Source organism: Bacillus sp. TE9106W, from assembly GCF_054062215.1.
This window is the reverse complement of the sequence record NZ_JBSSFA010000018.1, coordinates 25,127-46,746: the sequence shown is the minus strand read 5'-3', so window position 1 is coordinate 46,746 and position 21,620 is coordinate 25,127. Positions and strand designations below refer to the sequence as shown.

Annotated in this window: 27 protein-coding genes and 1 tRNA gene; 18 read left to right on the top strand and 10 right to left on the bottom strand. The window is 37.3% G+C overall.

Annotated elements, in window-relative coordinates:
* Positions 1 to 9 precede the first annotated feature (9 nt).
* The 8 genes from ACVWY7_RS24085 to ACVWY7_RS24050 all read left to right on the top strand — a co-directional run bounded on the left by ACVWY7_RS24085 (position 10) and on the right by ACVWY7_RS24050 (position 7,389).
* Entirely contained in the window at positions 10 to 1,521 is a 1,512-nt protein-coding gene (locus ACVWY7_RS24085) for a tetratricopeptide repeat protein (RefSeq protein ID WP_000517730.1), read from the top strand.
* An 84-nt stretch (positions 1,522 to 1,605) separates the two neighbouring features.
* Positions 1,606 to 2,562, top strand: coding sequence for a thioredoxin-disulfide reductase (trxB, locus tag ACVWY7_RS24080; protein ID WP_001288072.1), 957 nt, complete (start codon positions 1,606 to 1,608; stop codon positions 2,560 to 2,562).
* A gap of 162 nt (positions 2,563 to 2,724) precedes the next feature.
* A complete protein-coding gene (locus tag ACVWY7_RS24075; RefSeq protein WP_000455203.1) occupies positions 2,725 to 3,531 on the top strand; it encodes a DUF368 domain-containing protein in 807 nt (268 codons plus the stop codon).
* 228 nt (positions 3,532 to 3,759) lie between these two features.
* Positions 3,760 to 4,218: an NUDIX hydrolase gene (locus ACVWY7_RS24070; RefSeq protein ID WP_001190080.1), complete on the top strand. Its 459-nt coding sequence runs from the start codon at positions 3,760 to 3,762 to the stop codon at positions 4,216 to 4,218.
* A 20-nt stretch (positions 4,219 to 4,238) separates the two neighbouring features.
* Positions 4,239 to 5,120 carry an RNase adapter RapZ gene (rapZ, locus tag ACVWY7_RS24065; protein ID WP_000138464.1) on the top strand — a complete coding sequence of 294 codons (882 nt, stop codon included), beginning with the start codon at positions 4,239 to 4,241 and terminating at the stop codon, positions 5,118 to 5,120.
* Between the two features lie 3 nt (positions 5,121 to 5,123).
* The gene (locus ACVWY7_RS24060) at positions 5,124 to 6,077 is read left to right on the top strand and encodes a gluconeogenesis factor YvcK family protein (protein WP_000712178.1); all 954 of its coding nucleotides are present in this window, start codon (positions 5,124 to 5,126) and stop codon (positions 6,075 to 6,077) included.
* An 89-nt stretch (positions 6,078 to 6,166) separates the two neighbouring features.
* Complete coding sequence (gene whiA / locus ACVWY7_RS24055; RefSeq protein ID WP_000006561.1) at positions 6,167 to 7,117, top strand: DNA-binding protein WhiA; 951 nt, start codon at positions 6,167 to 6,169, stop codon at positions 7,115 to 7,117.
* Positions 7,118 to 7,140: 23 nt separating this feature from the next.
* Positions 7,141 to 7,389: an HPr family phosphocarrier protein gene (locus tag ACVWY7_RS24050; RefSeq protein WP_000250307.1), complete on the top strand. Its 249-nt coding sequence runs from the start codon at positions 7,141 to 7,143 to the stop codon at positions 7,387 to 7,389.
* 398 nt (positions 7,390 to 7,787) lie between these two features.
* Here ACVWY7_RS24050 and clpP read toward each other — a convergent pair whose 3' ends face one another.
* The 8 genes from clpP to ACVWY7_RS24010 all read right to left on the bottom strand — a co-directional run bounded on the left by clpP (position 7,788) and on the right by ACVWY7_RS24010 (position 12,375).
* A complete protein-coding gene (gene clpP, locus ACVWY7_RS24045) occupies positions 7,788 to 8,369 on the bottom strand; it encodes an ATP-dependent Clp endopeptidase proteolytic subunit ClpP (RefSeq protein ID WP_001049162.1) in 582 nt (193 codons plus the stop codon).
* A 241-nt stretch (positions 8,370 to 8,610) separates the two neighbouring features.
* A complete protein-coding gene (locus ACVWY7_RS24040) occupies positions 8,611 to 9,480 on the bottom strand; it encodes a DUF421 domain-containing protein (protein ID WP_000018934.1) in 870 nt (289 codons plus the stop codon).
* A gap of 20 nt (positions 9,481 to 9,500) precedes the next feature.
* Positions 9,501 to 9,707, bottom strand: a complete 207-nt coding sequence (locus ACVWY7_RS24035) for a DUF1657 domain-containing protein (RefSeq protein WP_000215915.1) — start codon at positions 9,705 to 9,707, stop codon at positions 9,501 to 9,503.
* A gap of 11 nt (positions 9,708 to 9,718) precedes the next feature.
* Positions 9,719 to 10,069: a stage V sporulation protein AE gene (spoVAE, locus tag ACVWY7_RS24030; RefSeq protein WP_000575919.1), complete on the bottom strand. Its 351-nt coding sequence runs from the start codon at positions 10,067 to 10,069 to the stop codon at positions 9,719 to 9,721.
* Positions 10,066 to 11,082, bottom strand: coding sequence for a stage V sporulation protein AD (gene spoVAD / locus ACVWY7_RS24025; protein ID WP_000938967.1), 1,017 nt, complete (start codon positions 11,080 to 11,082; stop codon positions 10,066 to 10,068). Before spoVAD ends, spoVAE begins: the two co-directional genes overlap by 4 nt.
* Positions 11,083 to 11,559, bottom strand: a complete 477-nt coding sequence (gene spoVAC, locus ACVWY7_RS24020) for a stage V sporulation protein AC (RefSeq protein ID WP_000095399.1) — start codon at positions 11,557 to 11,559, stop codon at positions 11,083 to 11,085.
* A gap of 30 nt (positions 11,560 to 11,589) precedes the next feature.
* Positions 11,590 to 12,075, bottom strand: coding sequence for a YhcN/YlaJ family sporulation lipoprotein (locus ACVWY7_RS24015; RefSeq protein ID WP_001228539.1), 486 nt, complete (start codon positions 12,073 to 12,075; stop codon positions 11,590 to 11,592).
* A 93-nt stretch (positions 12,076 to 12,168) separates the two neighbouring features.
* On the bottom strand, positions 12,169 to 12,375 hold the full coding sequence (locus ACVWY7_RS24010; protein WP_000216166.1) for a DUF1657 domain-containing protein: 207 nt from the start codon (positions 12,373 to 12,375) through the stop codon (positions 12,169 to 12,171).
* A 205-nt stretch (positions 12,376 to 12,580) separates the two neighbouring features.
* Between ACVWY7_RS24010 and ACVWY7_RS24005 the strand changes: the two genes are divergently transcribed.
* Positions 12,581 to 12,656: transfer RNA gene (locus ACVWY7_RS24005), tRNA-Arg, on the top strand.
* A 224-nt stretch (positions 12,657 to 12,880) separates the two neighbouring features.
* Positions 12,881 to 13,003 (top strand): hypothetical protein, encoded by a 123-nt coding sequence (locus tag ACVWY7_RS24000; protein ID WP_000827158.1) that lies wholly within the window; start codon positions 12,881 to 12,883, stop codon positions 13,001 to 13,003.
* An 82-nt stretch (positions 13,004 to 13,085) separates the two neighbouring features.
* On the opposite strand, the gene ACVWY7_RS23995 is transcribed toward ACVWY7_RS24000, so the two are convergent.
* Positions 13,086 to 13,340 carry a hypothetical protein gene (locus tag ACVWY7_RS23995; protein WP_000734399.1) on the bottom strand — a complete coding sequence of 85 codons (255 nt, stop codon included), beginning with the start codon at positions 13,338 to 13,340 and terminating at the stop codon, positions 13,086 to 13,088.
* Positions 13,340 to 14,434: a Rap family tetratricopeptide repeat protein gene (locus ACVWY7_RS23990; RefSeq protein WP_001265861.1), complete on the bottom strand. Its 1,095-nt coding sequence runs from the start codon at positions 14,432 to 14,434 to the stop codon at positions 13,340 to 13,342. Before ACVWY7_RS23990 ends, ACVWY7_RS23995 begins: the two co-directional genes overlap by 1 nt.
* Positions 14,435 to 14,701: 267 nt before the next feature.
* Here ACVWY7_RS23990 and ACVWY7_RS23985 point away from each other — a divergent pair, with 267 nt between their 5' ends.
* The 8 genes from ACVWY7_RS23985 (at position 14,702) to ACVWY7_RS23950 (ending at position 21,606) form a co-directional block, all read left to right on the top strand.
* Positions 14,702 to 15,106, top strand: coding sequence for an AHH domain-containing protein (locus ACVWY7_RS23985; RefSeq protein WP_073524374.1), 405 nt, complete (start codon positions 14,702 to 14,704; stop codon positions 15,104 to 15,106).
* A gap of 38 nt (positions 15,107 to 15,144) precedes the next feature.
* Entirely contained in the window at positions 15,145 to 15,717 is a 573-nt protein-coding gene (locus ACVWY7_RS23980; RefSeq protein WP_073524373.1) for an imm11 family protein, read from the top strand.
* A 33-nt stretch (positions 15,718 to 15,750) separates the two neighbouring features.
* Positions 15,751 to 16,026, top strand: a complete 276-nt coding sequence (locus ACVWY7_RS23975; RefSeq protein ID WP_073524371.1) for a hypothetical protein — start codon at positions 15,751 to 15,753, stop codon at positions 16,024 to 16,026.
* A 498-nt stretch (positions 16,027 to 16,524) separates the two neighbouring features.
* Positions 16,525 to 17,832, top strand: coding sequence for an RNA polymerase factor sigma-54 (gene rpoN / locus ACVWY7_RS23970; protein WP_000647965.1), 1,308 nt, complete (start codon positions 16,525 to 16,527; stop codon positions 17,830 to 17,832).
* A 9-nt stretch (positions 17,833 to 17,841) separates the two neighbouring features.
* The gene (locus tag ACVWY7_RS23965; RefSeq protein ID WP_000869730.1) at positions 17,842 to 18,087 is read left to right on the top strand and encodes a glutaredoxin family protein; all 246 of its coding nucleotides are present in this window, start codon (positions 17,842 to 17,844) and stop codon (positions 18,085 to 18,087) included.
* 135 nt (positions 18,088 to 18,222) lie between these two features.
* The gene (cggR, locus tag ACVWY7_RS23960) at positions 18,223 to 19,251 is read left to right on the top strand and encodes a gapA transcriptional regulator CggR (protein WP_001258186.1); all 1,029 of its coding nucleotides are present in this window, start codon (positions 18,223 to 18,225) and stop codon (positions 19,249 to 19,251) included.
* 26 nt (positions 19,252 to 19,277) lie between these two features.
* Entirely contained in the window at positions 19,278 to 20,282 is a 1,005-nt protein-coding gene (gene gap / locus ACVWY7_RS23955; RefSeq protein WP_000161236.1) for a type I glyceraldehyde-3-phosphate dehydrogenase, read from the top strand.
* Positions 20,283 to 20,421: 139 nt separating this feature from the next.
* The gene (locus ACVWY7_RS23950) at positions 20,422 to 21,606 is read left to right on the top strand and encodes a phosphoglycerate kinase (RefSeq protein WP_001036338.1); all 1,185 of its coding nucleotides are present in this window, start codon (positions 20,422 to 20,424) and stop codon (positions 21,604 to 21,606) included.
* The last annotated feature ends 14 nt before the right edge of the window (positions 21,607 to 21,620 follow it).

Genomic DNA, 21,620 nt, shown 5'->3' with positions numbered 1-21,620 from the left:
GGAGGATATATGGGGAAAAATCAAAGAATATATAAGGAGAACGGACAAGTTATCTCTTTTAATCAATTAGCGGACTTCTTTTATAAAAAAGGGATGAGGGCTTACAAAGGGCAAAAATTGCAAGATGCAATTAAATATTTTCGAAGAGCGGCACAAAGTGAGAAGGAGCCGTTTATTTTATGTCAATTAGCAACAGTATTATCTGAGGCTGGTGAATACCAAGAGTCGAATCAAACCTTCTTTAAGCTTGTTAGATCTAATCCAGAACTTGAACAGTGTTATTATTTTATTGCAAATAATTATGCATATATGGGACTATTCCAGCAGGCGAAGAAGTATGCGGATCGCTATTTAGAAGTTGCAGAAGAGAAGGAATTTGTTGAAGATACATTAGAATTACTTGAAATTATGGAAGAAGAAGCGATGGGTGCGGAAGAGATTGAGGATGAAGATGATTTAATTGTTATGCAGGAAGAAGCCAATCGTTATATTCGTAACGGACAATTGGAAGAAGCAATTGCTACATTAGAAATTGTTACGAAAGATTATCCGGAATTTTGGTCGGGGCATAATAATTTAGCCATTGCGCATTTTCAATCTGGTAATGTAGATAAGGCGCTGAAATTAACGGAAATGATTTTAGATAAAAATCCTGGTAATATACATGCGCTTTGTAATACGCTTATTTTTCTATATTCAATTGGAGAGCATAAACAAGTAGAAGTATTAGCTACTCAGTTAGTTGCAGTATATCCAATTTCATTTGAACATCGTTTGAAACTTGGAACGACACTTGCAACAATTGGTCATTTTGAGCATGCGTACAAATGGTTTAAAGTATTAAAACGTCAAGGATACGAAGGAGACGTTAGTTTTTATTATTGGTTTGCATATTCTGCTTACATGGTGAAAGATCAGCAAGTAGCTGAAAAAATGTGGCAACATGTTATAGAATTGCACCCTGATAAAAAGGGGAAAGAACCGTGGAATGCAATGAATTTAGCGGATGAAGGACAAAACGTGTTATTTGAAGAATTACGAAAATCATTTCAGCAAAGTGCGACGCTAGAGGAACAAATGCTAGCTTTATATTTAATGAATGAATTATCAACGCCGGAGAAGGTGGGATTCTTCTTTGATGTAACGCAGGCAAAGAATGGTGTTCCAATCGTATCGCAACTTGCAAAGTATTTCTTTTTACTGAATAGCCATAAGAGCATCCCAGCTGATTTACAGCAATTTGAACAGTGCGCGCGAATCGCGGATGCTTTATACAATTATACGAAAAAAGATGATGAATTAATCGAAGAATGTTTACAATTTTGGTTTTGTACATTCATACGTTTATATACATCTGGGGCAGTTTTCACAAATGTATACGGCTGGTCAGCTGCAGTGGAATATATCGTACGCAGCGAACAAGGAAATAAGATGACACAGTCAGAGCTCGGAGATGTATATAATGTATCTGTAGCGACTGTTCGAAAGTATGTGCAAGCTGTTAAGCGTACGCACACATAAGTAAGCAAATCATTGGGAAAAAAATGATGCGAACAGTATAATGAAGGTAACTTAATTGTGTAGGAATGAATAGGAGTGAATAGTGTGTCAGAAGAAAAAATTTATGATGTCATTATTATTGGTGCAGGACCAGCTGGTATGACAGCTGCAGTATATACATCTCGTGCAAATTTAAGCACATTAATGCTTGAGCGTGGTATTCCAGGCGGACAAATGGCAAATACAGAAGATGTAGAAAACTACCCAGGTTATGAGTCTATTTTAGGACCAGACTTATCAAATAAAATGTTCGAGCATGCGAAGAAATTTGGTGCTGAATATGCATACGGTGATGTGAAAGAAGTCATCGATGGTAAAGAATACAAAACAATTATTGCTGGTAAAAAAGAATATAAAGCACGTGCAATTATCGTTGCAAGTGGTGCAGAGTATAAAAAAATTGGTGTACCAGGTGAAACAGAACTTGGCGGCCGTGGTGTATCATATTGCGCGGTATGTGATGGCGCATTCTTTAAAGGTAAAGAGCTTGTAGTTATTGGTGGCGGAGATTCTGCTGTTGAAGAGGGTGTGTTCTTAACACGCTTCGCATCAAAGGTAACAATCGTTCACCGTCGTGACACGCTTCGTGCACAGAAAATTTTACAAGACCGTGCTTTCCAAAATGAAAAAGTAGACTTCATTTGGAACCACACGATAAAAGAAATTAACGAGGCAAATGGTAAAGTAGGAAGTGTAACACTTGTAGACGTAAATAGTGGAGAAGAGAAAGAAGTCAAAACTGACGGCGTATTCGTATACATCGGTATGTTACCACTTTCAAAACCATTTGTTGAACTAGGTATTACAAATGAAAATGGTTACCTTGAAACGAACGAACGTATGGAAACGAAAGTTCCTGGTATTTTCGCAGCTGGTGATGTTCGCGAAAAAATGCTTCGTCAAATTGTAACTGCAACAGGTGATGGTAGTATTGCAGCCCAAAGTGCACAACATTACGTAGAAGAATTATTAGAAGAACTAAAAACTGTATCAGAAAAATAAGGAATAACATACCTTTTGAGAAGAAAGCTACCGATAGGAGCTTTCTTCTTTTTTATGAAAATGTCAAAGTTTTGTCAAAAAATATTGGGATTATAAGCTCTCTTATTGATATACTGAACTTTACGGAAAAAATCACTATAAGAAATGAGGAATTTATTCAGTATGGAATGGCGTAATATATATCGTGGATTTTGTATGGGCGTTAGTGATTTAATTCCTGGTGTGAGCGGCGGTACAATCGCTGTTGTGTTAGGGATTTATGAACAATTGCTTGCGGCAATTAGTGGATTCTTTAGTCGTGAATGGAAAAAACATTTAGGATTTTTAATTCCACTTGCAGCTGGTGTGGCAGCAGCGTTTTTAACGTTAAGTCACGTTATTAAATATTTACTTGCAAATCATTATGAACCGACTCAATTTTTCTTCCTCGGTTTAATTATTAGTATATTACCGATGTTAATGAGGGAAGCTGATGCAAAGTCATCGTTTAAAGGTAAGCACATTGTTTTATTAATAGTTGCAGCAATTCTTGTTGCGATCACAGCTTTCTTTAAACCAGATAAGACAGCAGATCCAATTACGACGTTAACAATTTTAAATGCAATTGGCTTATTTTTCGCAGGATGGATGGCTAGTATGGCTATGTTACTTCCTGGAATTAGCGGATCATTTATTTTATTAATTATTGGTGTGTATCCAACAGCAATTAATGCTTTAACTACACTCAACTTGCCTTTAATTGCAGTTATTGGTGCTGGTGTTATGGTAGGGTTTGTTGTAAGTAGTAAAGGAATTAGTTTCTTATTAGATCGTTATAAAAGTATGACATTTGCGGCAATTATTGGACTAGTTATCGGTTCGATTGTAATTGTGTTCCCTGGTATTCCAACTGGAGGATTTTCAATTATAAGTTCAATTATTACCTTTATTTTAGGATTTGCGATTGTTACTTATTTCGGTAAGAAATAACGGCTTTAATCCCCTTGGCGATAAAAATCGTTAAGGGGATTTTTCATGCTATACATTGAAGGGCCAGGCATTTACATTGCTTGTTATAGAAAGCTTTTTTAAAATTGTTGAGTAGCATATGCTTAGCGGAAGAGGACTGGCTCCTTCGTTGTAGCAAACTGTTTTTGATAGTATAATGAAATGAGTATGCAGTGAGAAATTTGCTGCAAGTAGCTGAGGTGAAGAAACATGCAAAGAGTGACAAACTGTGTGTTAATTAGAGATAATGAAGTACTCTTACTCCAAAAGCCTCGTCGGAATTGGTGGGTTGCACCAGGCGGGAAAATGGAGCGTGGTGAGACGGTAAGAGATTCCGTTGTTCGCGAGTATCGTGAGGAAACAGGTATTTATTTAAAGAACCCAGCGTTAAAGGGGGTCTTCACCTTTGTTATCCAAGAAGGTGATAAAGTTGTTTCTGAATGGATGATGTTCTCCTTTTTAGCGACAGATTTTGCAGGAGAAAACAAACTAGAGAGCGAAGAAGGCATCATTGGTTGGCATACATTTGATAAAATTGATGATTTAGCAATGGCACCAGGAGATTATCACATTATTGATTATTTAATTAAAGGAAATGGAATAATCTACGGTACATTTGTATATACCCCAGATTTTGAGTTGCTTTCATATCGATTAGATCCGAGTTAAACCGTCAAGGAGAGGATACGATGACAGAGAATAATGATATAAAAATGGTAATTATTACAGGAATGTCTGGAGCTGGAAAGACAGTAGCTTTACAAAGTTTTGAAGATTTAGGATATTTCTGTGTAGATAATTTGCCACCGATGTTATTGCCGAAGTTTATTGAGCTTATGGCGGATTCAAAAGGAAAAATGAATAAAGTAGCACTTGGCGTTGATTTACGTGGCCGAGAGTTTTTCGAACATTTATGGGGAGCGCTTGATGATTTATCAGAACGCACATGGATTATTCCTCATATTTTATTCTTAGATGCGAAAGATAGCACGCTTGTAACTCGCTATAAAGAAACGAGACGTTCGCATCCACTTGCACCAACTGGTTTGCCGTTAAAGGGAATCGAGATAGAGCGCAGCTTATTAACTGATATGAAGGCACGCGCTAACATTGTGCTTGATACATCGGATTTAAAACCGAAAGAATTACGTGAAAAAATTGTTCACCTATTTTCAACTGAAACGGAGCAAGCATTTCGTGTAAATGTTATGTCATTTGGATTTAAGTACGGCATTCCAATTGATGCAGATTTAGTATTTGATGTTCGTTTTTTACCAAATCCATATTACATTCCACATATGAAGCCATTAACAGGACTAGATGAAGAAGTTTCATCGTATGTGCTGAAATTTAATGAGACGCATAAGTTTTTAGAGAAATTGACGGATCTTATCACTTTCATGCTGCCTCATTATAAAAGAGAAGGCAAGAGTCAACTTGTAATTGCAATTGGATGTACAGGTGGACAGCATCGTTCTGTTACGCTTACAGAATACCTTGGGAAACATTTGAAACCAGAGTATAGCGTTCATGTATCTCATCGTGATGTGGAGAAGAGAAAGGGCCATTAAGGGATGAAAAAAGAGAGAAAACCTAAAATTGTTATCATGGGAGGCGGAACGGGACTTTCTGTTTTATTACGAGGGTTAAAACAATATCCGGTCGATATTACAGCAGTTGTTACAATCGCTGATGATGGTGGCAGTTCAGGTAGATTACGTGATGAGCTAGAAATTCCACCCCCAGGTGACATTCGTAACGTACTTGTTGCGTTATCAGATGTAGAGCCACTGGTGGAAGCTTTATTTCAGCATCGTTTCACAACCGGAGATGGGCTGAAAGGTCATGCGTTAGGAAATTTATTATTGGCAGGTATGACCTCGATTACAGGAGACTTCTTCCATGCCATTACAGAAACAAGTAAAGTTTTAAATGTTAGAGGACGTGTATTACCGGCAGCGAATCAAAGTGCAGTACTGCATGCGGAACTAGAAGATGGAGAAATTGTAACAGGTGAATCAAAGATTCCTTATTTCGGAAAGAAGATTAACCGTGTCTTTTTAACTCCAGAAGATGTAGAGCCGTTACATGAAACGTTGACTGAGATTAAACGAGCTGATTTACTTGTTTTCGGTCCAGGAAGTTTGTATACGAGTATATTACCGAATTTAGTTGTTAACAAAATTGGGGACGCTGTTCTTGCTGCAAAAGCGAAGAAGGTATATGTGTGTAATGTTATGACGCAAGCTGGTGAAACAATGGGATATACTGCGTTTGACCATGTGCAGGCGTTACATGATCATTTAGGTAAACCATTTATCGATACTGCAATTGTAAATAACCGTGATATTCCTTGTGAATTACGTCAGTTATACGAGGAAGAAATGTCGGCACCAGTTGTAGTAGATGAAGAGCGTTTTATTGAAAATAATATTAATGTGATTCAAGATCAATTAGCGAAGTATGATGACCGTGTTGTAAGGCACGATACATTAAAATTAGCTTCTATTTTATATTCACTGTTGTAGATGTGCGTTATCTCGTTTGAGGTAACGCTCCTCACTTCATATAGGACAAGATTTTTGTTCCACAATAATCGTATAAGGAGGTGTTGGCTGTGTCATTTGCATCAGAAACAAAGAAAGAGTTGACGAATCTAGAGATGAAGGAATGCTGTGAGAAAGCAGAATTATCAGCGTTACTTCGCATGAACGGATCGCTTTCTTTTTCAAACCGTCGTCTATCAATCGATATTCAAACGGAAAATGCGGCAATTGCAAGAAGGATTTATACGCTTTTGAAAAAAGGATATGACGTGACGGTAGAATTACTTGTTCGTAAAAAAATGCGATTGAAGAAAAATAATGTATATATCGTAAGGCTTGTTGAGAAGTCGCGCGAAATATTAGCTGATCTTCATATCGTTCGAGATGACTTTTCATTTATTCGAAATATATCACAAGAATTGATTGAGAAGAAATGTTGTAAACGATCGTATTTACGCGGTGCATTTTTAGCAGGTGGTTCAGTAAATAACCCAGAAACATCATCTTATCATTTAGAGATCTTTTCGTTATATAAGGAACATAATGATGCTATATGTGAACTGATGAACGGATTTGATTTAAATAGTAAGACGTTGGAAAGAAGAAAAGGGTACATTACGTATTTGAAAGAAGCAGAAAAGATTACAGAGTTTTTAAATATTATAGGTGCTCATAATGCACTTTTAAGATTTGAAGACATTCGAATCGTACGTGATATGCGTAATTCTGTAAATCGTTTAGTGAATTGCGAAACAGCTAATTTAAATAAAACAATCGGTGCAGCGCTAAGGCAGATTGAAAATATCCGCTATATTGATGAGACGGTTGGTCTTGATATATTGCCGGATAAACTACGCGAAATTGCGCAATTGCGAAGAGATTATCAAGATGTAACATTGAAAGAGTTAGGTGAGATGGTATCCGGGGGGAAAATTAGTAAATCGGGTATTAATCATCGTTTGCGTAAAATCGATGATATTGCAGAGAAATTACGCGCGGGGGAAACAGTAGCAAAAAAATAAGAGGTTAAAGGGGAAATGGAGCTGTGGTTCAAAAAAGAGTTCAGGTTTCATTAAAAAACGGTTTACAAGCACGTCCGGCTGCGTTGTTTGTACAAGAGGCCAATCGCTTTCATGCAGATATCTTCATCGAGAAAGATGGAAAGACAGTAAATGCAAAGAGCATAATGGGGATTATGAGCTTAGCAATTGGAACTGGTAGCATGATAACAATTACAACAGAAGGTTCAGATGCAGAAGAGGCTTTAGAAGCATTAGCTGCATATGTACAGTAAGAAAGCTATCGCGTATGTGCGATAGCTTTTTTGTTTTGTTATTTGCGCGGATTGGTGGGGAGGGTATGTGGGGTGTGCATGCTTGTCGAGGATTGTCGGTAAGTCGATAAGTTGTGTCGAAACGTCGATATATGAAAATAATCGCCGATATAATTGGAGTTACGGTCGATATATTTGAAAAATCGCTGATATATTTAGGTCGATACCGGGTGGAGTATACGTGTGCAGAGATCTAATTATAAAAAAAGCGCCCTGTGAGAGGGCGCTTTTTTATGTATCCAGCTCCAGCGGCTAGAATCTCCGGTCGCTTCGCCCCTTCATTCGAGGCAAAAAGCGCCTCGGAATCAGGGGCTCCATCGCCCTGCGATTCTAAACGAGCCGCTTCCGCTTTAAATTAATTAACGATTTGTAAAGATCTTATCGATTAAACCGTATTCTAAAGCTTTTTCTGCTGTCATGAAGTTGTCGCGGTCAGTGTCGCGTTGTAGTACTTCAAGTGGTTGACCTGTGCGGTCAGCAAGAATTTGGTTTAGTTTTTCACGTAAGAATAGGATACGTTTAGCAGCGATTTCGATTTCAGTCGCTTGACCTTGTGCACCACCAAGTGGTTGGTGAATCATTACTTCACTGTTTGGAAGTGCATAACGTTTTCCTTTTTCACCTGCTGCAAGTAAGAATGCACCCATAGATGCAGCCATACCGATACAGATTGTTGATACTTGCGGTTTAATAAACTGCATTGTATCGTAAATTGCCATACCTGCTGTGATAGAACCACCAGGGCTGTTGATGTAGATATGAATATCTTTTTCAGGATCTTGAGATTCCAAGAATAAAAGCTGGGAAACGATTGAGTTAGCTACGTTGTCATCAATTGCACTACCAAGCATAATGATGCGGTCTTTTAATAGTCGAGAGTAAATATCGTAAGCGCGTTCTCCACGATTTGTTTGTTCAATTACTGTAGGAATTAAATTCATCTGTTATTTCCTCCTTCAAAAGCTTTCTTAGTCTTATAATACAATTATGGTCAATAAAGGTCAAACGAAACCACTTTAAATCAAAAAAATATGTAGTTGTACCATGAAATATTCGCTATGTTTTTGAAATTCCCTGCTTATGTATCTTCAACATCATAACCGAATTACATAAATTTAAACGTTAGAAAAGCGATAGGAAAAAAGAAAAGAACGCCTTTTTACTGAAGCGTTCTTTCGATATCTATTCTTTTAAAAGATAGGTCACTTTATTTAAAATCTTTTCGATTTGTTTCGCGTTTTTACTATACATTTCGCTTGCTGATTTCGACTTTGTTTCTAAGGAAAATAGTTCAAGATCAGCATGACATTTTTTTAAAGATGCCAATAATAAAGGTTTGTTTTGAGGAGAAGGCATTTGTAGTTTGTCATTATAAATGTCGATAGTAAGTTGTCCATATGAATCCACTTGACCGAGAAAGACGTTTTCAATGACAACACCGAGTTTTTCTAGTTCAGAATGTAGCCAAGCTCGGTTATGACCGCTTGCGGAAAGTGGTTCATCTAGTACATTCCCATCCATAATAACAGTTTGTGGTTCTTTTTCATTCGGCACTTTTAAACCGAGATCTTTTGCAGTAAGTGGCTGAAAATCTTTCTTTAATAATACATTTAATTCTCCGCTCGGTTCTAAGACAGCAAATTCGACTTCAGCTATACTGAATGCACCATTTCCTCTAAGAAGTTCAAGTAACTCATCACTTGTATATTTTTCTTGTTTTAAATTATCCTCAAGTACTTTGCCATCTTTTATTAACACTGTAGACTTCCCTTCAAAAAAATCTCTAGCAGTTTTGTTTTTTAGGGAGAGAATTCCGACAAAGAAGGGTACTGAGGCGAAAATAAGTATGGCAAAGACACCATGGAAAAACTTTTGATCAAGCCCTGTAGCTATTTGAGCGGCGATATCACCGATTGTCATTCCTGCTATGTATTCAAAAAAGGAAAGTTGGGAGATTTGCCTTTTTCCTAAGCATTTTGTAATAGTGAATAAAATGATTAATATGAATACAGAGCGAAGAATGACCAGTGTCCATTCCGGCAGGTGAGACATAGTCATTTCCTCCAGTCTACTTAAAACCCTTTATATTGAGGTTCTTCACGTTCTAATACGGAAACTCTATTTTGTAAATCAACGATGATGCTGTCCATTTCTAACATACATTCATGAAATACGCGTTTTGCTTCATCGTCTGTAGAATTTAGCGAAAGGGAGCTTAAGCTTGCTTGAGCGCCCCTGACACTAGCAAGGCAGGTTTTTACGCTAGCGATAACAGTCATACAAACACTCCTTATCCTTTCGGTTTGAATAGCAATGCTCCGATGAAGCCGAAAATAATAGCTGCGGACACACCGGCGCTCGTTACTTTAAACATGCCAGTAATAACGCCAACGATGCCATGTTTTGCAGCTTCTTCCATTGCACCGTGAACGAGGGCATTACCGAAGCTTGTAATAGGTACGGTTGCCCCAGCTCCAGCGAAATCAATTAATGGTTCATATAAATTGAATCCATCTAATATAGCTCCAGCAACAACGAGTGTTGCCATTGTATGAGCTGGTGTTAGCTTTCCAACATCAAACATAAGTTGGCCGATTACACATATAAGTCCGCCAATGACGAAAGCCCAGAAAAAAATCATTGCGTTGCACCTCCAAATTCAATCGAAACGGCGTGAGCGATACACGGAATCGTTTCTTCTTGTTGGAATGTAAGTGGAGATAGTAAAGCGCCTGTCGCAACGACAAGTATTTTATTAAACTCTCCTCTTTTCATTCGGTTTAATAAGTGACCGTATACGACAGTTGCAGAGCATCCTGGTCCGCTAGCACCAGCGATGACAGGTTGCCCTTCTCTATAAATGAGTAGCCCGCAATCTTGAAACTGTTCGCTCGTTACTTTCGTTCCATGTTTATGTAGTAAGTCATAAGCAATTTCGCGTCCTACATGTCCGAGGTCACCCGTTACGATTAAATCGTAGTAAGAGGCATCAATTTGTCGTTCGCGTAAATGGGCTTCAATTGTATCAACGGCAGCTGGAGCCATTGCACCTCCCATATTAAATGGATCTGTTAATCCCATATCAACCACTCGTCCGATTGTGGCAGATGTTACCCTAGGGCCGTGTCCAGTATCGCTTAAAATAGCAGCACCAGCACCGGTTACTGTCCACTGCGCGGTAGGCGGCTTTTGCCCGCCATATTCGGTAGGATAGCGGAACTGTTTTTCTACAGCGGTGTTATGGCTTGATGCCCCGGTTAATAAATATTTTGCGCCTTTTGCATTTACGATACTTGCTCCAAGTGCTAAACCTTCCATAGAAGTAGAACAAGCACCGAATAGTCCGAGATAAGGAGTGCCCAGTGTACGGCAAGCAAAGCTTGTAGGGGTAATTTGATTAATTAAATCGCCTGCGAGTACAAACTGAATATCGTCTTTACGAAGGTTTGCTTTTTCAGTAGCGCGGCTACAAGCTTCTTCGAATAAAATTTTATGTGCTTTTTCATAGGAATCTTGTCCGAGCCATAAATCTTCATGGAGGGTATCGAAGTCTTCTGGAATTTTTCCTTTAGCTTCAAACGGCCCACCAACGACTCCCGTCGAAATAATAACTGGTTTGTTTTCAAATACCCATGTTCGGTGTCCTTGTAACATTTATAGCCCTCCCCATTGAACGAGAATCGTTTTAATAAGTGCGATGACGAAAGCGGAAAATACACCAAATAAAATAACAGAACCAGCTAATTTAAACATGTTACCGCCAACACCAAGGACAAAACCTTCTGTTCGGTGTTCGATACATGCGGCGATAACAGAGTTGCCAAATCCAGTGACAGGTACAGCTGTGCCTGCTCCGGCAAACTGGCCAAACCGATCGTATATACCAAATCCAGTTAATAGCATGGAGATGAAAATAAGAGTTGCGACTGTTGGATTTCCTGCTGAGCGTTCAGTGAAATCAAAATATGTGATATAAAATGTAGAAATGAGTTGTCCGATGAAGCAAATAAAACCGCCGACGAAAAAGGCTTTTATACAATTTTTCAAGACAGGGCGCTTCGGTTCTCGTTCTTGTTCGAATTTTTTATACTCCTGTTGCACAGGGGTTAAGTTTTTATCTTTACTAGACATTGCAATCCTTCCTTTTCTTAAAAAAAAGCGTTAAGTGTTAGACTCCATTTTTTTCCCAATGAATTTTAATTGTTTATTAATTTCATCTTTAGATACTTCTTTTTCCTTAATTTTTCTTTCGAGTTTTTCGAGTAACATAAAGATTTTTTTATCTGTACTGACACGAACATCGAAAGTAGGATGCTCATCACTTAGCTGCTTTTGAAGCTTCTTACGAAGAGGTTTTAATCCAAACCTTTCGTGATGCTCCGGTATAACTGCTATATAGAGATCTAAATTTGAATTTACTGCCGCACTTTTTATAATCCCATCCATAGCGAGGGCCCTTTTCTTGGCTCCTTGTGATATAGATTGATTAAAGGATTCCGTACTCATCTTTGTTAGTTTAGGACCTTTTTCTTTCTCCGTTCGTTTTGCTTCTTCTTTCACTTTTTTATCTAAGGGACTATTATCACATCCGGTAAAAGAGCTAAATAGAAGGGCAAATAATGCGGTTATGAGTCCGAGTTTTCGCATAATTATCATTCCATTTCTATTGCAATATGTAATGTGATAGAAAAAGGATGACTGCATATCATCCTTTTTCTATTTCACAGCATGGCGAATCCGTTATTGCTGTGAGTATTGTGGTTCTTCTTGTTGGACTTCTTCAACGCGAGGGTTTAAAGAATCGATAATCGTTTGTGTTTGCTGCGCAGCTGTTTGGAACAGTTGCTTTGCTTGTTGGTTATCCGTATCAAGAGCGAATCCCTCTAAGCTAGCTTGTGCACTTTTTAATCCAGAAACAGTTTGCTTTAATTTCGTAATTACAGTCATTGAATGAAGCCCCCTTTGGAATATCAATTCAAAGATTATAATTTGTGAGTTGGGGGGAATTTATGATTGGAAAATTTAGGGCATGGTGCTTTGTTGATGTAATCATAACTAAGGTGCATAAAGGATTATGGGGATATTTTTATTGATTTAGATGGATTTTATTGCTATTATTATGAGAAGAAAATGAAGTATATTTTATAATCATGCGCCCATAGCTCAGTCGGATAGAGCGGTGGTTTCCGGTACCACGTCTGCCGGGGGTTCGAATCCCTCTGGGCGCGTTACTTATCGTTAAAGTCTTGCTATATCTACATTCTTTTAAGAAATAATTTGGATAACCGTCATACATTTAGCGTTAATATGACACGTTCTATTCCAAAACGGAAAGAATTAAGGTATTAAGTAAGCGGCACTCAACAGCGTGAAGAACGTGTTGAAAATTAATAGTAAATCTAGTGAAACCCCTTGTATGTGATTAGAAATAATCGTGTACAGGGGTTTTGTTATGAAAAGAATGAAAAGGCGTGCTGTTGGAAAGAGACGTGATGTTGATACGGATATTGTTCTATATAAGCCGTCTATCACTGTGAATAAGCCGTTAGAACGTGTTATGGGTATTTTAATTTAAATGAAGAAGTAAATAAGCAAAGTATAGAATTATGAAAAAACAAAAAAGCCATACAAGTAGTATGACTTTCTTTATGAAACAGTTAAGCTTTTGGTGCAGGTGTGTCACCTTTATTGTAAGTTGGTGAACCAGTATTACCATCAGTTATACCCCAAGGTTCCCCGTGTGTGTAAGATGGAGACCAACCTTCTCCATGTGTATATTCAGGAGAACCACCAGTATGACCGTGACTATACGCTAAGTCAGGTCTTTGTGGTGCAGGTGTGTCACCCTCAGCCATTGCTAAGAAACTAAATACCGTAACCGATAATAGTAGTACTGTTTTAAGCTTTTTCATTATATTAACGCCCCTTTTTCTTCATATTTTTTTCTTGCTTCATTACTCATGTAAAAATACCTACTTGCCTTCTTTTCGTTTGCTTCCTTATAAAACATAGTTGCTAATATTTCTGTGTATTCTTGTACGCAACGTGTTAAATTTTCTTCTTCGAAGTAGGAAATTCCTTCTAAAACAACACTTTCTAACGTTAGAGAATCAGAACCATTATTCATTTCCTTCAAGATATTAAAGCGATGTACGTATTCCTTATTTTCTATCTTAGTACAAGCTGCAAGCCCTTTTTCAATGAGTGTATCAACCTTATTGTGTTCACCCAATTTATAATATTCCCTAGCCTGTAAGAATATAGCTTTATAATGGTTTGGAAGATGTTCTGTAACTTCTGATAAGTGACGGATAGCTAATTCAGAAAGACTTTGACTTGCATATAACCAGCCTAAATTATTTCTAATACGTAACAGTAGTTCGGTGTTATTAAGTTCTTTAATAATGTCAATCGCCTTATGTAAATGTTCTTCTGCTTGTTCAAATTGTCTTATCTGTATACATGTTAAGCCTAGGACGTTATAACATAAAGCAATGTTAATGTTATAACGGTTAGTTTTGCTGAAAAAGTCTTTTGCTTTGTTAGCATATGAAATAGATGGTAGTGGTTTATAAGTTTGGTAATAGAAAGATGCCAACCTATAATTAAATTCTGCTTTTTCTACTTCGGCAGGCACATACATTAAAAGTTTCTCTGCTTTTCCAAAGTATTCATTTGCTTCATTATAGTCTGCAAGAATTGTGCTGTGAATAGCTTTGAAGAAGTGATAATAATAGGATAAAAAACTACTATCAGGTACATCAAAGGAGTTAATTTCATTAAAGCTATCTTTTGTAATGTTAAGTCCATCGGTTAGTACTTTATATCTAAAGTCTAATAACGAATAGTATAATAATAAATTTTTATCTTCTTTTATGCTGGAAAGCTTATCTTCAACTTCTTGTTTTAAGTTTGTTGCTTGTATATTTTGATGTTGTAGTATAGCTTGATACCAGTCATTAAGTAACTTTGAAATCTGTTCATTCTCCTTCACTGGAACACGCATATAATCCCTTCCTTTTCTGAATAGTATTACATTAAATGATAGCAAGAATAGAATATAATGGAAATTGAATTTCGATATTTCTCAACATTTGTTTGAGAATTATATTTTAAAGGTAAAAGTTCATTAATTCATTTTGTTTAGTAAATTCAAGCATTTAAGGTAGTGAGGGAATTTAACATGGCATAATTTTCGGGTGGAAGAAGTAGAGTTAAAGGTGTACAAGAAGTAATAAAAGATTATGCGGATAAAGTTCTTGATAGAGTTGAAGTGAAAAATGAGTATCCTGATTCGTATACAGCATCTAAAATATTACGTGAAGAACTTAAGGATGCAGGGATTGAACCACCCCCATATTCTAATGCAGCACATCATCTAACACCTTGGAACGATAGTAGGGCAGAAAATGCACAAAAATTATTAAGGGAATTTGGGATAGATCATGATTCGGCGGCTAATGGAGTATTTTTACCTTATAAAGTTAATGAATACGTGACTACTGAGGTCTTACACATAGGAAAGCATAGTTCAGAGTACATACTTGAAGTAGAGAGAGTATTAAGTCTTGTTAAGAAACGGGGCGGTACGCAAGAAGATGCTGTTGAAGCTTTACATGATATCAGAGAACGTTTATTGGATGGTGAATTAAAATTAAATAAACCGAAGAAAAAGTAATCTTATTTATACTAGAAAAATAGCAAAGGAGAGTAAAAATGAAAATTTGGGAATTAAAGAGTTCATTTGATGACTATGAATCCTTTCAATTATTGAATTTAGAAGAAGATTCTAAAAAGTATTTTGAAGGAAAAATTGACTCGGCAGCAAAAGCATCTAATTCATGGGGAGAAATACGTATTAAATGTGTAGAAGAAGGAAAGCAAAGTGATTTTCCTCATTTTTGGGGAGAAGTTGGTACACCAATGGTTAGTGAGAAAGCTAAAAAATTCCTAGAACCTAAGCTGGTTGATAATGTAGAATTTCTTCCCCTAATTCATGATGTGACAGGCGAAGTGTATTATATAATTAACGTTTTAAATGCAATAGATGCTGTTGACTATGAAAAAGCTATACTAAAGAAATTACGTTCTGGCTTAGTAATAGATTTTAAAAAATACGCATTCTTATCTAATATGGTTAAGAACCAAACAATATTTAAAGTTTACTTAAATGAAATATTACATATTCCTTCCGTCTTTGTATCGGATGAATTAAGAAATGCAATTTTAGAAAGTGATTTAAAAGGTTTTGAATTTGTAGAGGTATGGGATTCAGAAGCAAACATGTAAAAGATAGTCCTAAAATAACTGATAGTTAACAACATGGACGAAAAAATTTCAGAAATTCTAAGAATGTTAGACAATTATGAGGGAAATGAGAAAGGAATTTTTGAAATGATTCAAGCTGAAGCAATGGTGAAATATAAACAATGTGAAGAAATAATAGATACGATACTGAATAATAAGTCTAGAAGTGAAACAGAAAGACATGAAGCTATAATGAATATGATAGGGTACGTTTTTACTTGTGGTGTATCTTATGGAACTGTTCAGATTCCAGTAGCAATGATCTCAAAACATCAATTACCTACACATTAATTTGTATTTTAAAACAAAGGTGAAACAATAGAAGAAATGAAATTAATATTGAAAAAAGTACGCAAGCGATTTTATAATCGAAATAGTTTAGCATACATACCGTTGTATGTTCATTTCAAAAATTTTTATTTCTACATTACATGCAAGGTAAAACCTTGATTTTACTGATAATTTTACATAACCGTTACTGTGTGGTTTCCGGTACCACGTCTGCCGGGGGTTCGAATCCCTCTGGGCGCGTCAAAAAGTCCTAACTTACGTTTTGTAGGTTAGGACTTTTTTTATTTCCCTCTTGTTATATCTAGTGATAAGATTTACTATTAGTACTTGGTAATAATTTTTGGTCTTAATATTTTCTTTCAATATTATTCAAATTTCGGTTGTAAGTTGTAAATCTCATTAATACATATAAATTAATAATATTTTGGAATGGGTGTCTGTGATAGCATTCTCCTTTTACCAAACTTATTGTACAATAGAAACAAGGGGGAGATTAGTTTGAAGGCAAGTCTTTTACAAGAACAAAGCTTACGTTTGGCAATGACACAAGAGTTAAGGCAAGCGATTACAATGCTCCAGTATAATGTACAAGAATTATCGGAGTTTTTGTATGAGCAATCGTTAGAGAATCCCCTTATTGAGTTAGGTGGTTTTGAGAGGGAGAAGAAAAAGAGCTCTAACAACAGTAAAAGTACCAGCAAACAAGTCGAGAATCAGATGGAAATCTACAGTGTGGATTCAACAACGATTCAGCAACATTTATTAAATCAAATACAGTATTATAAAATAGAGGAAGAAGAGCGGAAGGTAGCTTCTTTCATTATTATGAACATGGATGGAAATGGATATTTACAAGAAACGAATGAAGAGTTAGCAAATCTTCTTTCCGCACCACTTCATGTAGTTGACCGCTCTGTAGAGCTTGTCCAATCACTTGAGCCAGCAGGGGTAGGGGCGCGGAATATTCAGGAATGTCTAACTTTACAATTGAAGCGCTTACAAAGACGGAATGGATTAGCGGAGGAGGTTATAGAGGATCACTTTGCTTATTTCGTGAAGAAAGATTGGCGAAAGCTCGCTCAAGTGTTGAAGTGTAGTAATGAAGAATTGCAGGATGCGGTAAATTGTATAACGTCATTACAACCAAAACCAGGTCTTGCGTTTTCTTCCGATAAACCACTTTATATTGTGCCTGATATGGCGGTGAAAAAAGATGGCGATCGTCTCGTTTTACAAATGAATGAGAGAAATATGCCGAGAATTGAGATTCATTCTGAATATAGTGCGCTTCTTAATAATAGTGAAAGTGAAGTAGCATCTTACGTATCAGAAAAGTATCAGCATGTGCAGTGGATTATGCGTAGTTTGAAACAGAGAAAACAAACGCTTTTGCAAGTAATGACCATTATTATGGAAAAACAACGTGATTTCTTCTGGAAAGGTCCAGAGTATTTAAAGCCACTTGCTTTAAAAGAAGTAGCAGAAGAGTTAAGTGTGCATGAATCGACAATTAGTCGTGCGACGCGAAATAAATATGTGCAAACACCACACGGTTTATTTGAGATGAAATCGTTCTTTAGTAATGCCGTTTCGACTACTGAAGATGAAGCAGTTTCTACAAAGCGTGTAAAACAATTTATTCAAACGCTTGTTGAGGCGGAGAATAAGAAAAAGCCACTTTCAGACCAAAAGATTTCAAAATTATTAGAAGAAGAGCATGAAATCGTTATTTCTCGAAGAACAGTGGCGAAGTATAGAGAGCAAATGCACATTCCGGCTTCGTCATTACGAAAAACGATCGGATAGGTGAAGAAGATGAAAGTTGTACTGTATACAAAAAAAGATTGTGGCCTTTGCGTGAAGGCGAAACAAGTTTTACAGGAAGTGCAATGTGAATATTCTTTTCAAATTGAGGAAATAGATATATATGAAGATAATGACCTTTTAGAAAAATATCACCTAATGATTCCGGTTGTAGAAATGGACGGAAAACAAGTAGAATATGGTAACATTCACAAAGGTGTCATAATAAACTATATAAAGAATGCAGTTAAGAGTTGAATAAGTTTCTATCTCCTGTTACAATAATACACGTAGCAGGGATTATTTTTTTAACCTATGTGGGACACAAAATGTCACTACGGGACGTAAAGTGACCACGAGGGAAAATGAACCGATGTAGTGAGGAGAAAAGATATGCGCTCATGGATTCAGAACACAAAAAAATTATTACCTGATCTGCTACCTGTTATGCAAACGAGAATGCAAATTCTTCAATACATTAGGCTCATGCAGCCGATTGGAAGAAGAAACTTATCAGCAAGTCTCGGTATGACAGAACGAGTATTGCGAAGTGAAGTTCAAGTTTTGAAAGAACAAAACTTAGTTCACGTCGCTTCTTCTGGAATGACATTGACAGAAGAAGGAACAGCTTTAGTTCTTGCTTTGGAAGACTTTATGAAAGAAATTTCCGGGTTAAAGGTTTTAGAAAAGCAACTTAAGGAAACATTAGACTTGGATGAAGTTTTCGTTGTCCCTGGTGATAGTGATGAATCGCCTTGGGTCAAACTGGAGATGGGCCGTGCTTGTGTGACTTGTATAAAAGACCGTCTGACAGCGAATAATATCGTTGCTGTGGCTGGAGGAACTACGCTAGCTGCTGTTGCGGACATGATGCAGCTTGATTGCAAAGATTTACATATGCTATTTGTCCCAGCACGTGGTGGAATTGGAGAAGGCGTCGAATTAGAAGCCAATACCATTTGTGCCAAGATGGCGCAAAATACGATGAGTAATTATCGCTTATTGTATGTCCCAGACCATGTTAGCAGCGAAGCATATGCGTCTATTGTGACAGAGCCTTCCGTGAAAGAAGTTCTTGAGTTGATTCGATCTTCCAATATCGTCATTCATGGAATAGGTGATGCGTTAACAATGGCACGTCGCAGAAATACTTCAGAAGCAGATTGGTTAAAGATTCAGGCAAGCGAAGCAGTTGGCGAAGCTTTCGGTTACTACTTTAATGAACAAGGAAATGTTGTTCATAAAGTAAGAACAGTTGGTATGCAACTAGAGGATTTACAACATGTATCTCACGTTGTTGCAGTCGCTGGAGGTTCTTCAAAGGCAAAGGCAATACAGGCTGTAATTAAACAAGGGCACACTTCAATTCTAATTACAGATGAAGGTGCAGCAAAACAGTTAACAAAGGGTATTACCCTTTAATATAATCCCCCAAGGAGGAAATTCAAATGACTAAAATTGGTATTAATGGATTTGGACGTATCGGACGTAACGTATTCCGCGCAGCTCTTAACAACTCTGAGGTAGAAGTAGTAGCAATCAACGACTTAACAGATGCTAAAACATTAGCTCACCTTTTAAAATATGACACAGTTCACGGAACTTTAAATGCAGAAGTATCTGCTAACGAAAACAGCATCGTTGTTAACGGTAAAGAAATTAAAGTTATCGCTGAGCGTGACCCAGCTCAATTACCATGGAGCGACTACGGAGTAGAAGTAGTAGTAGAATCTACTGGCCGTTTCACTAAAAAATCAGACGCTGAAAAACACTTAGGTGGATCAGTTAAGAAAGTTATCATCTCAGCTCCAGCTTCTGACGAAGATATCACTGTAGTTATGGGTGTTAACCACGAACAATACGATGCAGCTAACCACAACGTAGTATCTAACGCTTCTTGTACTACAAACTGTCTAGCTCCATTCGCTAAAGTATTAAACGAAAAATTCGGCGTAAAACGCGGAATGATGACAACAATTCACTCTTACACTAACGACCAACAAATCTTAGACTTACCACACAAAGATTTACGTCGTGCTCGTGCAGCAGCTGAAAACATGATCCCAACATCTACTGGTGCAGCTAAAGCTGTAGCATTAGTATTACCAGAACTTAAAGGTAAATTAAACGGTGGCGCTGTACGTGTTCCAACTGCTAACGTTTCTCTAGTTGACCTAGTTGTTGAACTTGACAAAGAAGTAACAGTTGAAGAAGTAAATGCAGCATTCAAAGCAGCAGCTGAAGGCGAATTAAAAGGTATCCTTGGATACAGCGAAGAGCCATTAGTATCTATCGACTATAACGGATGTACAGCTTCTTCTACAATCGATGCATTATCTACAATGGTAATGGAAGGTAACATGGTTAAAGTACTTTCTTGGTACGATAACGAAACAGGTTACTCTAACCGCGTAGTAGACTTAGCAGCTTACATGACTTCAAAAGGTCTTTAATTCTTAATTATATAAGTTATCAATGACAAAACGAGGGAGAGGGTTTGTTCCCTCTCTCTCTTCTTTCGTTTTAAAAGCAAATGTGTTAAGCTTTTGAGTGGGTTTTGTCAATCCTAACTAGTAGTCGGAGGGAAATCCAATGAACAAAAAATCAATTCGTGACGTAGATTTAAAAGGTAAGCGTGTATTTTGCCGCGTTGACTTCAACGTACCTATGAAAGAAGGCAAAATTACAGATGAAACTCGTATCCGTGCAGCTCTTCCTACAATTCAATATTTAGTAGAGCAAGGTGCGAAGGTTATTTTAGCAAGCCACTTAGGCCGTCCAAAAGGTCAAGCAGTAGAAGAATTACGTCTTACTCCAGTAGCAGCACGTTTAGGCGAGCTTCTTGGTAAAGATGTTAAAAAAGCAGACGAAGCATTCGGACCAGTTGCACAAGAAATGGTTGCAGCAATGAACGAAGGCGACGTATTAGTTCTTGAAAACGTACGTTTCTATGCGGGCGAAGAAAAGAACGATGCAGAACTTGCGAAAGAATTTGCAGCTCTTGCTGACATCTTCGTAAACGATGCATTCGGTGCAGCTCACCGTGCTCATGCTTCTACAGCAGGAATCGCAGACTACCTACCAGCAGTATCTGGTCTATTAATGGAAAAAGAGTTAGAAGTATTAGGTAAAGCACTTTCTAACCCAGAACGTCCATTCACAGCTATCATCGGTGGTGCGAAAGTAAAAGATAAAATCGGTGTAATTCGTCATCTATTAGACAAAGTAGATAACTTAATCATCGGTGGCGGACTTGCTTACACATTCGTTAAAGCTTTAGGTCATGAAATTGGTCTATCTCTATGTGAAGACGACAAGATCGAACTAGCAAAAGAATTTATGCAACTTGCAAAAGAAAAAGGCGTAAACTTCTACATGCCAGTTGATGTTGTAATCACTGAGGAATTCTCTGAAACTGCAACAACTAAAATCGTTGGTATCGACTCTATCCCTTCTAACTGGGAAGGCGTGGACATCGGTCCTAAAACACGTGAAATTTATGCAGATGTAATTAAAAACTCTAAGCTTGTTGTATGGAATGGACCAATGGGTGTATTCGAAATGACTCCATTCGCAGAAGGTACAAAAGCAGTAGGACAAGCATTAGCAGATGCAGAAGGTACATACTCTGTTATCGGCGGTGGTGACTCTGCAGCAGCTGTTGAAAAATTCGGTATGGCTGATAAAATGAGCCACATTTCTACTGGCGGCGGTGCGTCATTAGAATTCATGGAAGGTAAAGAGCTTCCAGGTGTAGTTTGTCTTAACGACAAATAAGTAGCAGCCAAAGA